The organism is Salifodinibacter halophilus (assembly GCA_012999515.1).
Lineage (GTDB): Bacteria > Pseudomonadota > Gammaproteobacteria > Nevskiales > Salinisphaeraceae > Salifodinibacter > Salifodinibacter halophilus.
Window position 1 is genome coordinate 1,448,145 of sequence record JABEEB010000001.1, and the last position, 12,283, is coordinate 1,460,427.

Annotated in this window: 12 protein-coding genes; 5 read left to right on the forward strand and 7 right to left on the reverse strand. The window is 58.4% G+C overall.

The window, feature by feature from the left end; all coding sequences use genetic code 11:
* Positions 1-133: 133 nt before the first annotated feature.
* The 5 genes from coaBC (at position 134) to nadA (ending at position 5,598) form a co-directional block, all read left to right on the forward strand.
* Complete coding sequence (gene coaBC, locus HKX41_06650) at positions 134-1,339, forward strand: bifunctional phosphopantothenoylcysteine decarboxylase/phosphopantothenate--cysteine ligase CoaBC (GenBank protein ID NNC23834.1); 1,206 nt, start codon at positions 134-136, stop codon at positions 1,337-1,339.
* A 72-nt stretch (positions 1,340-1,411) separates the two neighbouring features.
* On the forward strand, positions 1,412-1,867 hold the full coding sequence (dut, locus tag HKX41_06655; protein ID NNC23835.1) for a dUTP diphosphatase: 456 nt from the start codon (positions 1,412-1,414) through the stop codon (positions 1,865-1,867).
* Positions 1,868-1,877: 10 nt separating this feature from the next.
* Positions 1,878-2,810: an acetylglutamate kinase gene (gene argB / locus HKX41_06660; protein ID NNC23836.1), complete on the forward strand. Its 933-nt coding sequence runs from the start codon at positions 1,878-1,880 to the stop codon at positions 2,808-2,810.
* Between the two features lie 128 nt (positions 2,811-2,938).
* The gene (gene nadB, locus HKX41_06665) at positions 2,939-4,495 is read left to right on the forward strand and encodes an L-aspartate oxidase (protein ID NNC23837.1); all 1,557 of its coding nucleotides are present in this window, start codon (positions 2,939-2,941) and stop codon (positions 4,493-4,495) included.
* A 158-nt stretch (positions 4,496-4,653) separates the two neighbouring features.
* A complete protein-coding gene (nadA, locus tag HKX41_06670) occupies positions 4,654-5,598 on the forward strand; it encodes a quinolinate synthase NadA (protein NNC23838.1) in 945 nt (314 codons plus the stop codon).
* Positions 5,599-5,720: 122 nt separating this feature from the next.
* Here the strand turns inward: nadA and aroB are convergent, their stop codons facing one another.
* The 7 genes from aroB to pilM form a co-directional block, all read right to left on the reverse strand.
* Positions 5,721-6,824 carry a 3-dehydroquinate synthase gene (aroB, locus tag HKX41_06675; GenBank protein NNC23839.1) on the reverse strand — a complete coding sequence of 368 codons (1,104 nt, stop codon included), beginning with the start codon at positions 6,822-6,824 and terminating at the stop codon, positions 5,721-5,723.
* 101 nt (positions 6,825-6,925) lie between these two features.
* On the reverse strand, positions 6,926-7,456 hold the full coding sequence (gene aroK, locus HKX41_06680; GenBank protein NNC23840.1) for a shikimate kinase AroK: 531 nt from the start codon (positions 7,454-7,456) through the stop codon (positions 6,926-6,928).
* Between the two features lie 6 nt (positions 7,457-7,462).
* Positions 7,463-9,262, reverse strand: coding sequence for a type IV pilus secretin PilQ (pilQ, locus tag HKX41_06685; protein NNC23841.1), 1,800 nt, complete (start codon positions 9,260-9,262; stop codon positions 7,463-7,465).
* A 26-nt stretch (positions 9,263-9,288) separates the two neighbouring features.
* A complete protein-coding gene (locus HKX41_06690; GenBank protein ID NNC23842.1) occupies positions 9,289-9,819 on the reverse strand; it encodes a pilus assembly protein PilP in 531 nt (176 codons plus the stop codon).
* A complete protein-coding gene (gene pilO / locus HKX41_06695) occupies positions 9,806-10,411 on the reverse strand; it encodes a type 4a pilus biogenesis protein PilO (protein ID NNC23843.1) in 606 nt (201 codons plus the stop codon). Before pilO ends, HKX41_06690 begins: the two co-directional genes overlap by 14 nt.
* The gene (locus HKX41_06700; GenBank protein ID NNC23844.1) at positions 10,386-11,018 is read right to left on the reverse strand and encodes a PilN domain-containing protein; all 633 of its coding nucleotides are present in this window, start codon (positions 11,016-11,018) and stop codon (positions 10,386-10,388) included. The genes pilO and HKX41_06700 overlap by 26 nt, the downstream gene beginning before the upstream one ends.
* Positions 11,015-12,091 carry a type IV pilus assembly protein PilM gene (gene pilM / locus HKX41_06705; GenBank protein ID NNC23845.1) on the reverse strand — a complete coding sequence of 359 codons (1,077 nt, stop codon included), beginning with the start codon at positions 12,089-12,091 and terminating at the stop codon, positions 11,015-11,017. Before pilM ends, HKX41_06700 begins: the two co-directional genes overlap by 4 nt.
* Positions 12,092-12,283 lie beyond the last annotated feature (192 nt).

Here is a 12,283-nt window from a genome sequence, read left to right on the forward strand (position 1 = left end):
GGTACTCACACTTCCCCCTGCTTGGCTTGTTTTATTGTATTTGTTGCGCCGACATCACTATTCGATGTTTTCAGGCATTTTATAAAACGGCCGGCACAACTAAGTCAGCCGCTGCAAACGCTATAATACGCCGATGACCGATCGCACCACTCGCCGCATCATTCTCGGCCTGACTGGAAGCATAGCCGCTTACAAGGTGGCTTGGCTGGCCCGTCGATTCATCGCAGCGGGCGATGATGTGCAGGTCGTCATGACCGAGGCCGCGAAACACTTCGTCGGCCCGATGACTTTCGCGGCGATCACCGGCAACGCCGTACGCGACAGCCTCTGGGATGAGGACGCCGAGCTGGCCATGGGCCACCTCGAATTGGCGCGCTGGGCCGATCACATCGTCATCGCGCCCGCCTCGGCCGATGCGATCGCGCGCTTGGCGAACGGGCGCGCCGACGACTTGCTATCAACATTGTGTCTGGCAAGCGAAGCACCTGTGCATCTCGCCCCCGCCATGAACTATGTCATGTGGACACATCCGGCGACACAGGCCAACGCCACAAGGCTCGCCGAACGGGGCACATCCTTCATCGGCCCTGAGCACGGCGCGCTAGCCGAGCGCGAGTCTGGCGCCGGCCGTATGGCAGAACCAGAGACGATCTTCGCTGCGATCACCGGCCCGGCGGGCGATGACGCTGACAAACGTCTAGCCGGCCGGCGCGTGTTGGTTACAGCCGGGCCGACCATCGAGGCCATCGACCCGGTGCGCTATATCACCAATCACTCGTCGGGGCGGATGGGATTTGCAGTCGCAGCCGCGTGTGCTGCCGCAGGTGCCGAGGTTACACTGATTGCTGGCCCGACCGCTTTGTCCACCCCACCGGGTGTAGCGCGTATCGACGTCGACTCAACCGCCGACATGCATACCGAGGCCATGGCGCGGGCGGCGAACACAGATATTTTCGCCGGAGCCGCTGCGGTTGCCGATTACACACCGGCCCACCCCGAAGCGCAAAAACTCAAAAAATCCGATGCCGACGAGACCCTGAAACTGGTGCGCACGCCGGACATTATTGCCGAAATTGCCCGCGATCATGCCCACATCGTCACACTCGGCTTTGCAGCCGAAACCAAAAATATGGCCCAAACAGCGCGCGCGAAGCGCCGGGATAAAGGCTTGACGATGATCGCTGGCAACCGGGTCGGCCCTGACCATGCGTTCGGCCGCGACGACAATGCATTAACCGTGATAACAGATACCGAGGAGCGCGAACTCGGCCCGGCACCGAAACGCGAACTAGCCGACGTGCTGACCACAATGCTGGCCGACGCGCTGCCATCCGATTAGCGGCCGCACCTTCACGCATCGCGCTCGCTATACTCATCAGCTCAATACTAAACCGCAAGCGACAACGACCTTATGGCCCGATTGGAAACTCAGATTCTCGACGCCCGCCTCGGCCAGGAATTCCCGCTGCCGAGCCGCGCCACCGACGGCGCTGCCGGGCTCGACCTGCGCGCACTGACCGATGCTAGCGTCACACTCGAACCAGGCGACTGCGAATTGCTGCCCACCGGCTTGTCGATCCACATCGGCGATCCACAAACTGCGGGACTGATCCTGCCGCGCTCCGGGCTCGGCCATAAACACGGCCTCGTCCTCGGTAACGGTGTAGGTCTGATCGACTCGGACTATCAAGGCCCGCTTATGGTCTCGGCTTGGAATCGTAGCCATACGCCCTACACCGTCGAAATCGGCGAGCGAATCGCACAGCTGGTCCTGGTGCCTGTCGTCGCGGCCGAGATCGCGCTGGTCGACGCCTTCGGCGAGTCGGAACGCGGCGACGCCGGCTTCGGCTCCACAGGCACGGCTTAAGCCAACCCACATGACCACCTCCGAACAACCTTCGCTCGACCGCGACCAGGCTGCACGCATCGCGCGTGTGCTGGGCGAGGCATTACCTTATATACGGCGCTTTGCCGGCCGTACCGTCGTCATCAAATACGGCGGCAATGCCATGACCGATCCGACTCTGAAATCTGGCTTCGCGCGTGATATCGCGCTGATGAAATGGGTTGGCTTCAACCCCGTCGTGGTTCACGGAGGCGGCCCACAGATCGGTGCCGTACTGGAACGCGTCGGCAAACAAACCGACTTCATCGGCGGCATGCGCGTAACCGATGAGGACACCATGGACGTGGTCGAAATGGTGCTCAGCGGCTCGGTCAATAAGGACATCGTCAACCGCATCAACCAGTCCGGCGGCTTTGCGGTTGGCCTGACCGGCAAGGACGGCAATCTGATAAGCGCGCGCAAGCTTACCGCGGTCGGCGATGGCTCCGACCTCGGATTTGTCGGTGATGTCGCCGACATCAATCCGGCGATCGTTCGCACACTCGAAGCCGACGATTTCATCCCCGTGATCGCACCGATCGGTGTCGGCCCGGATGGCCGAAGCTACAACATCAATGCCGACCTGGTCGCTGGCCGCATTGCGGCGGTTCTAGAAGCCGAAAAACTCATGCTGCTGACCAACACACCGGGGGTGCTGGACGACAACGGCCACCTGTTGAGCGGCCTCGACGACGCGCATGTGCGCACATTGATCGATAACGGCACTATCGCTGGCGGCATGTTGCCAAAAATCGAATGCGCACTAGACGCGGTCGCCAATGGCGTTACCGCGTCGCATATCGTCGATGGCCGGGTGGAAAACGCCGTACTGCTGGAATTGTTCACCGATGCCGGCGTCGGCACGCTGATCGAGTCCAACGAGGGCAAGCCGCCGCCGTCAGACGAGCCGCCAGCACTGGCTTGACCGCTATTACACAACTAAGCCGGCCATCAAGTTACGTTTGACGTAAGATGCCGACGCGGCGCGTCGACAACACCCCGACACATCGCGCGTCAAACCAAAATCTTGCCCGGGCAAAGGCAGCACCAAGTGTGACCACGGATAACGCCCACAGCGATCTTCTGATTATTGGCAGCGGTGCAGCTGGGCTATACGCAGCCGATCGTGCCGCCGCCGATGGCGCCCGAGTCACACTCGTAACCGCCGACCAGCTCGCCTCGGGCAGCAGTTACTGGAGCCAAGGCGGTATCGCGGCCGTGACAACGGCTGATGACGACTTTGCGTCCCATGCCGCAGATACCCGGGCCGCCGGGCGCGGTTACTGCAAGGACGAGGCCGTCACCGTATTGGTGCGCGAAGGCGCCGCCATCGCCAACGACTTAATCGAACGCGGCATGCCATTCGATCGCCACGAATCGGGCTCGCTGCAACGTGGCCTCGAAGGCGGCCATTCTCACCACCGCGTCCTCCACGCACTGGGGGTTCAAACCGGCAAGGCGCTGGTCGACTTCCTTATCGGTCAAGTTCGCGAACGCGCGAATCTCACCGTCATCGAGAATGCTTTCGCATACCGGTTACTGACCGACGCCAGCGGCCACTGTGGTGGCGCCATGCTGTATCGCTGGCAACACGGCGACAATCTGACCCTGACCGCCAACGCCACTGTACTGGCCACCGGTGGCTACTCGGCACTTTTTGCTCGCAGCACCAATCCGCACACGTCGGCCGGCGACGGCTTGGCACTCGCGGCAAACGCGGGGGCAACGCTGTCGGACATGGCATTCGTCCAGTTTCATCCCACGGCCTTTTACAGCGCCTCGGGCCCCTGCTTTTTGCTGAGTGAAGCGCTGCGCGGTGCCGGCGCGACGTTGGTCGACGCACACGGGCGACGCTTTCTCGCTGACCGAGATAGTGCCGAACTAGCGCCGCGCGATGTCGTCGCCCGGGCCATCTTTCAACAGATCGAATACCAAGAGCAGCCGTTTGTCGGACTCGACTTACGCCACCTTGATCCAACGCATCTGACAGCCGGATTCGATTACCTCTTGAAGCAAGTCGCCACACAAGGCGTGGACAGCACCCGCGAGCCAATCCCGGTCGCGCCCGCCGCGCATTACTGCATTGGCGGCGTAGCAACCGACCTCGATGGCCACACCGGCGTCCCGGGCCTCTACGCTTGCGGCGAAGTGGCAGCCACCGGTGTCCACGGCGCCAACCGGCTCGCCAGTAACTCGCTGCTGGAATGTCTCGTCTTCGGCCAACGCACCGCCCGGCACGCGCTGCACGACCGTTCGCCACGCCAGCGCCCGACGCCCGGTAATGGCTGCATGATGTATGTCGACAGCGGGCGCGCACAGGACTTCATCGCCCGCCGCCGTGACCTCGCCGACTTGCTCACGGCGCAAGCTGGCCTTGTACGCGATGCCGATGGGCTTCAGTACGCGCTCGACGCGCTGGACCAAGCCTCTAGCGAGTCGCAAACAAAGCCGGTGCGCACCGGTACCGAATACTATGACTGCCGCACACGCTATATGTACCAGATTGCGCGGACCGTCGTTTCATCCGCGCTACATCGACCATCCAGCATCGGTGTGCATTACCGGTGTGATGAGCTGGCAAACAATCGCCACGTGGATACTACGATCTAGGCGATGATTAGAAATCACCGCCAACGGCCACGACGCCATGATGGCAATCGTTCGGTCCCAAGCATTGCTGTCGGCACGACACCCCACTCGCTTGCTATATTCGACATCCGAAAGCGCCTGGCCGACGACGACACAACACCGACCAATCGGACCTATATATGACCGATTTCGAAACGCTTAGAGACGAAATCAATCAACTTCGAAGCGATAAAAACGCCGTCATACTGGCGCACAACTACGAACGCCCGGAAATCCAGGACATCAGCGACTACCTGGGCGATTCGCTTGGCCTGTCACGCCAGGCCGCAGCCACTGATGCTGACGTGATCGTATTCTGCGGCGTGCACTTCATGGCCGAGACCGCTTCCATTACGTCGCCGGACAAAACCGTGCTGATCCCCGATCTGAACGCCGGTTGCTCCCTGGCCGAGAGCATCACCGTGGATGAGCTGAAAAATTGGAAAGCTGAGCATCCCGACGCAACCGTGGTCACCTATATCAATACCAGCGCGGCAATCAAGGCCGAATGCGATTACTGCGTAACGTCATCCAATGCGGTCAAGGTCATCGAATCGATCCCGGAAGACGAACCCATCCTGTTTCTTCCGGACAAATTCCTCGGCACCTACGTTGAAATGATGACCGGTCGCAAGCTCCACATTTGGCCGGGCGCCTGCCACGTACACGAAAAAATCGGCGACATGAATCTAGCCGAAAAACAAGAGTCCTATCCCAACGCCGAGATGCTCATTCATCCGGAATGCGGCTGCTCAACGGCTTGCATGATGAATTCGGCCATGAATTTCGACTGTGCCAGCGCCCATATTCACTCGACAAGCGGCATGCTGACGCGCGCCGAACAATCCGAAGCCGACGAATTCGTGGTCGCCACCGAGACTGGCATCTTGCACCAATTACGCCAGCGAAACCCCGGCAAAACCTTCCACGCTGCCGACGACAACTCGGTCTGCGAGTACATGAAGATGACTACGCTGCCCAAACTCCGCGACGCCCTGAAACATACCCAATTCCAGATCCGCGTCGACCCTGAGCTCGCCGCCGCCGCTCGCCAACCCATCGACCGTATGCTCGCCGTCGGCTAAGGCGCCAAGGTGATTGCAAAGCGGGGATCATAGCCGCTGCAAGATGCGGTCCTGTCTGCTTGCCTGGCCCTGCTGGCGAAACCACGCAACAACCCGCCAGAGCTGTTGCTAAGGCTTAAAGCTCAGCCCAAATAGCGCGCCAGCGTCGCATCCAGTGCAGGTTCCTCAGCGGGCATGACCACTGCATCGCCGATTGCGCGTAAAACGATGACCTGTAACTGGCCGGCGCTCGTCTTTTTATCACGCGCCATGGCGGTTCTTAGACGTTGGCGGCTTAGCCTACGCGGCGGCTCTGTCGGAAGGCCGAGTGCAGCGATCAATGATTCGATCCGCGGGCACTCAGCCGCGTCCAGCAAGCCGAGTCGAGCGGACATATCGGCGGCCATACACATGCCAGCCGCCACAGCCTCGCCATGCAGCCATACGCCGTAACCAAGCTCGGTCTCGATGGCATGGCCAAAGGTATGGCCGAGGTTCAGCAGCGCGCGTTGCCCCGATTCATATTCATCTGCGACCACAATGTCGGCTTTGTTCTGGCACGAGCGTCGTACGACCTCCGCCAAAGTGGGCGCGTCGCGCGCCATGAGCGCATCGGTTGAGGCGATCAACCAGTCTATAAAGGCATGATCGCCGAGCAGGCCATATTTGACGACTTCGGCCAAACCCGCCGAATACTCGCGTGCGGGCAATGTCGTTAATGTGTCCAGGTCGGCGATCACACTGCGTGGCTGATGGAAAGCGCCCACCATATTCTTGCCAAGCGCATGATTGACGCCCGTCTTGCCACCGACCGAAGAATCAACCTGGGCGAGCAGCGTGGTCGGCACCTGAACGTAATCGATACCACGTTGGTAGGTGGCGGCCGCGAAGCCAGCGACATCTCCTACTACGCCGCCCCCCAGCGCGATGACCAGCGCGTCGCGCCCGCAACCGGTCGCGAGCAAACGTGTATGAATCGACGCGACGACATCCATGCGCTTGAACGCCTCGCCATCGGGCAACACGAGCATATCCACCGAAAACCGTTCGGCCAATGCCCTTTGCAAACGTTGCGCATGGAGCGGCGCGACGGCCGTATTGGTCACGATCAGGACGCGCGCGGGCCGCGACAAGTCGATCACTTCGACGGCGCGATCGAGCAACCCGGGGCCGGCGTGAATCCGATAGCCCCGCGTGCCCAGGTCTACGTCGACCTGCTTGGTTGGTTTACATTGCTGGGCGGCCACATCGAGCTCCGGCTACGCGCAAGCGGTTCGGGTCGCTGCCATCGAGACCATGACGCAAACGGTGTTTATAGCACCGCGTCACCGACTCGCGTGAGTGACAGTTAACCGTGTCCGATCGCCTCAAGCTGCTCGACGACTTCGCTCGCCATGTGCTTGGCGGCCTGCTGACCAGAGGTCACGACAATATCGGCGATGCTTCGATATAAGGGGTCGCGCTGTTCCGACAGTTCGCGAAGCGTTGCCTCGACGTCGTCGACACCTTCAAGCATGGGCCGATTGTCAGCCTTGCGAGTGCGTGCGAGCTGCTGCTCAATCGAGGTCTGCAGATACACGACAACGCCACGCGCGGACAAAAGATCCCGCGTCGCGGCGTCGCTCACGGCGCCACCGCCGGTCGCGATAACCGTGTTCGCTTGCTCGGAGAGCTGCGCGATCATGTCGCACTCACGTTTCCGGAAACCTTGCTCGCCTTCCATGTCGAAGATGAACGAGATATCGACACCAGTTTTTTTCTCGACTTCCTGATCGGAGTCGGCAAACTGCATGCCTTTCATCTCGGCGATCCGCCGACCGATCGTGGTCTTGCCCGCACCCATCGGCCCCACTAGAAAGATATTGGGATTTGCTGCCATTGACGGTTAGTTGCTCGCGGTCTGGCGTACCTGCGAATCGAGGATACGCGGCGTAATGAATATCAGTAGTTGACGCCGGTTGTTCGTACGGGTCGTTTTCTTGAACAATCGGCCCAACAGCGGGATCTTACCAAAAAATGGCACGCTCGACGTGCCCTGGGTATTGATGTGCTTATAGATTCCACCGAGCACGAGCGTGTTGCCATTATCCACAAGGACCTTGGTCTTGAGTTGGTTGGTGTTTATCGCCGGCTCTGAACCACCGTTCGCGGTTGGAATCGTCTCGCCTCTGCTGTCCTGCTGGATATTCAAATCCATCAGGATGTGGTCGTCTGGCGTAATTCGTGGCGTCACCGCGAGTTTGAGTTCGGCCTTCTTGAAATCAATCGAAGTCCCGACATTGCTGCGCCCGGTCGACGACAGATACGGGATCTGCGTACCGCGGCTCACCGATGCTTTCTGACCATTGGCCGTGATGACGCGCGGCGACGACACGATCTTGCCTTGTTTTTCGGTCTGCATCGCCTGGAGCACGAGACCGATGTTCATGTGCCCCGTGATAATCGAGGTCGCAAGCTCACTCGTCGCATTACCGACAGGCAGACTGGTTGAAAACCCACCGGCGTTCACTTGTGAAGCACGACTGCGCGCGCCGGCAATCTGATTGCCGCCAGGCCCGGTCCCTGCTTTTTGCTCGGCACCGCGGGCGTTGAACTGGGTACCCAGCTTGCGCCCGAAATCACGATTGGCCAAGACAATCCGTGCCTGAATCAAAACCTGCTGCTGTGCATGGTCGAGCTGCTTAATCAGCTTTTGAATCGCGTCGATGTGTGGCTGGGTCGCACCGATAATCAGGCTATTGGTGCGCTGGTCGACCTGAATGTGGCCGCGCTCGGAAAGTAACGACCCGGCACCACCCTTGCCGGCCTTAACCAACTTCTTGATGTCGCCTGCCTGTGCATAGTTCAGCGCAATAATCTGATTGTGTATCGGTTTGAGATTTTCGGTTGCTCTGTTGGCGGCTCGCTCGGCCTTATCACGCGCCGCCATCTGCGCTAGCGGCGCGATGTTGATGACATTGCCATCACGTCGTTTGCCAAGCCCTTGTGACCGCAAAATAATATGCAGTGCCTGGTCCCAAGGCACATCCTGCAAACGCAGGGACATCGCACCACTGACTTGTCCGGACGTCACCAGATTGACTTTCGCCACATCGGCGATGATCTGAAGCAACTTGCGGACTTCTACGTCCTGAAACGAAAGCGAAATTTTCTGGCCCGTGTATTCCGATTTGTTTTTCTTTTTGCCACCAGATTGGCTATTACCGCGCGGCCTGATTTCGATATTGACCGTATGCCCAGTCGCATAGGCGATCTGAGTGAAATCGGCGCCTTTTCTCGGTTTGATTTTGACCTGGACGTCGCCGTTATTGCGATCGACGTCGATGCTATCCACGATCGAGCCAAAGTCACGCACGTCGAGATGCTTTTGCCAGCGTACGGGCAATTGGGTGTCGCTGATCACCGCCAGAACCCGAGCGCCGGCCCGTCTTACGCTGACCGGCGCATGCACGCCGCTTAGTTTCAACACAACACGGCCAGCGTCATCCTTACCACGGCGAAAATCGATGTGGGTCACGTGTCGATCAGCATCTGCGATTATCGACTGGCCGTCGCCATTGGCATCGAATTGCTGCCCGCCTGGTTCGACGGCCGCGGCTGTTAACGCGACCATTGCCAACAGGACAATCAATACGCCAGAGCACACCGATAATCGACATTTGCAATCAACACTGTCCGGGATCACGTTTGGCCTCCTTTTAGTTCTTCTTGCTATCCCGACTGGCCAACGTGCAGCCTTGTCCGCTTTTTGCGATAGCCGCCGCCGCTCTTCGGCACGATCTCCCGTAGGAGCAGTCCATTGGTCGTTATCTGGCGGATCTTGCCGGCATGCTTGCCCATATAGCGCCCCGGCTTGACGCGATAGATCACACCACTCGGCGCTTTTATCAGGGCGTAGATCACGTCGCCGTCGGTGATCGTCCCCACCATCGCCAACGCCCCGAGAGAAAATTGTTCCAGTGGCTCGCGCGGCCGATCCGGGTTGGGGTCAGGGCTGCTGGGCGCCACGCGAATCCTCTGCGCTTTAGCATGTGCCGGCTGGAACGGTTGGCGCCGTTCGCCGGCTTTGTAGATAAACGGCTGGTACGAGTATCGCTCGGGCGGCAGTTTTATAGGCGCTGGTTCTTCGGCACGCACTTGCCGGACAAAATCACGCGCGTCGTCGTCGTGGTTGCCACAACCAGCCAACGCAACAACCACGGGCAACGCGGCAACGCCCACTAGAGCCCTACGAACGGCCATCGCCGATATACCGGTAGGTCTTGAGCGTCACGCGCATTTTCAAGTTATCCGGGTCGTGTTCGACTGGGCGGATGTCAACGCTATCGATCGTGACGATGCGCGAGAGCTGGGCGACGTCAGACACAAACCGTGCCAGGTCGTGGTAAGCACCTCGGACTACCAACTTATTCGGCAGAGTCACGTAGAACTTATGTTTGTGACTTTTCTTAGGTTTAAAAAGCGCTTCGCTCAGACCGTTGGAAGCGCGTTTATCCGATACGTCGCGTAACAGATTCGGGACTTCCGTTTTGCTCGGCAATTGCGCGAGCAGGCTTTTGAGCTCTTTTTTAAGTTTTGTTAGTTGCCTTTCATATTGATCAATATGCGCAACACGTTTGTGTTTATGGCGAAATACTTTTTCTAGCGCCTGCTTTTGCTGCTGCGCCTGGGCCAAAGCCTGTTGCCTCGGCTTCAACACGTAGTAATAAGAGCCGATGACGATCAAAGCCACGAGCACCACCACGAACAGGCCATACACCCATGTCGGCCAACTACCAATATTGTTTCGGTCTAGATCTCTGAGTTGATCAACGTACTCGTTCAACTGCGCCACGTTTGGCCACCCTGCTCGGCTTATCGCCTTTATTAGCGTTCTTAGGTTGATGCGTCGGATGGATGCTTTGCACCTGTAAGGTGAAATGCGAGTATTGTTTACCGTTCACGCGCCGGTGTTCGATCACAATTAAACGCGGCTTGGTGAGCCACTTCGCGTCAGCAAGATTCGACATGTATGACGAGATATTGGCGTTCGCCTTCGCCACTCCTTTTAAGGTGGTGGTATCACCCGACTGTTTCAGCGTTTTGAGATAAACCCCGTCCGGAATCGTGGCGACGAGCTGATCAAAATAATGCACGATCGCCGGACGTGCGTTCTGAAGCTTTTTGATCACCTGCATGCGGTTGATAATCCGCCGGCGCACTTTCTTGAGTCGCTTTATTTTGTGCAGCTTCTGATCCGCGACATTGATCTGATTCTGCAGATAGTCATTACGCGATTTCTGCGCGCTTATCAGTCGGCCGTAATACCAATGCGGCAACACACCAAAAAATACTGCGGCTAGCACACCCGCAACTGCAAGCATCACGAAAAAGCGCTGTTGTCGCGCTTGTCGCCGCGCGCCACGCCAATCCAGCAAATTGAGTCGGATCAGATCGCTCATCTCACGGCTCTTATGGCCAGGCCACTGGCAACTGACAGCGCAGGCCCATACCACTCGACATTCTTATCCTTCGCCGCGCTACTGGCTGACATATTGGCGATTGGATTACCAAGGCGAAACGGCCGGTTCAGATGTTCGCCAAGCGCCCGTTCACTGCCAGGCAAAAGGCCGATATCACCCACGATCACGACTTCATCGATCGTCTCGTCGAACGCAGCCGCTGAAGTAAAAAACTGTAGCGCTTGTTCGATCTGCCTGGCGGCGTCAGCAGCAAAATCCGCGACCTTGTCGGCGATCATGGACGCGCTAATAGCCCCAGCCCGAAGCTGACCGAACAAATCGTCCTCGTTAAGCACGTCGTGCTGCGCCACCAGCAAGTCGGTAAGCTGTTGTGTCGCGAGCGTCAGTTCGCGACTGTAGACACTCTTACCACGGTGCTGAACGGTCAGGCGCGTATACTCGGCGCGCACATCAAATACAGCGCGGTTCGTCAGAACTTGGGCCGCTGGGATGTCTCCGACCAGCAAGCCGCAGGCATTTTCCAATGCCGCCGATGCGAGATCGACGATCGCCACACTGATACCGCCTTTTGCCAGCGCGTCGATATAACTAGCGACCGTATCGCGACGACAGGCGGCAAGCATAACCCGGTTAATATCCGGGTTACTGGGATCAGATTCCACAATCCGGAAGTCTAGGTGAAGCTCTTCGATTGGATGCGAGATATAGGCAGCGGCGTCATAATGAATCTGCTCTTCGATTTCGGCATCGCCAAGACCGGCCGGCAGCTCGACCATCTTGCTGATAACTGCCGGACCGGCAACAGCAAGTGCTGCACGACGTGAGCCTATACCGCTCCTATGCAAAGCTTGCTTGACCGAATCGCCAACGGCATCGATATCTGCCACTCGATCATCTATGACCGCATGATCAGCGATGGAGGCGCTACCGAAGCCACTAACACAGGGTTGTTCACTACCGCTGAATTCGAGCAGGTGCAAACGTCGCATCCCAATGTCGACGCCCATGAAGCCACTGCGATTCTTCTTGAAAGCATCGACAAAAGGCGACATGCTCAGCGAGTTTTGTCGTCCGCCCGCCCACGACCGGAGTGAGAGCTTCACCACCGCACCGTTTCCCCCTTTGATTTTTTTCGTTCTATCCGCTTACCTTATATATCAGAGTTGGCGCGGATAAAACGAAAAAATAACGATTTTTAGTATGATTTTAATGCGCGATATCACCTATCGCCTATCATAGAACGC

Coding starts and splice junctions, on each gene's coding strand:
- dut (NNC23835.1), top strand. CDS start 1,412: ATGGCCCGATTGGAAACTCAGATTCTCGACGCCCGCCTCGGCCAGGAA.
- HKX41_06690 (NNC23842.1), bottom strand. CDS start 9,819: ATGGCCGTTCGTAGGGCTCTAGTGGGCGTTGCCGCGTTGCCCGTGGTT.
- argB (NNC23836.1), top strand. CDS start 1,878: ATGACCACCTCCGAACAACCTTCGCTCGACCGCGACCAGGCTGCACGC.
- pilM (NNC23845.1), bottom strand. CDS start 12,091: ATGTCGCCTTTTGTCGATGCTTTCAAGAAGAATCGCAGTGGCTTCATG.
- coaBC (NNC23834.1), top strand. CDS start 134: ATGACCGATCGCACCACTCGCCGCATCATTCTCGGCCTGACTGGAAGC.
- aroK (NNC23840.1), bottom strand. CDS start 7,456: ATGGCAGCAAATCCCAATATCTTTCTAGTGGGGCCGATGGGTGCGGGC.
- nadA (NNC23838.1), top strand. CDS start 4,654: ATGACCGATTTCGAAACGCTTAGAGACGAAATCAATCAACTTCGAAGC.
- HKX41_06700 (NNC23844.1), bottom strand. CDS start 11,018: ATGAGCGATCTGATCCGACTCAATTTGCTGGATTGGCGTGGCGCGCGG.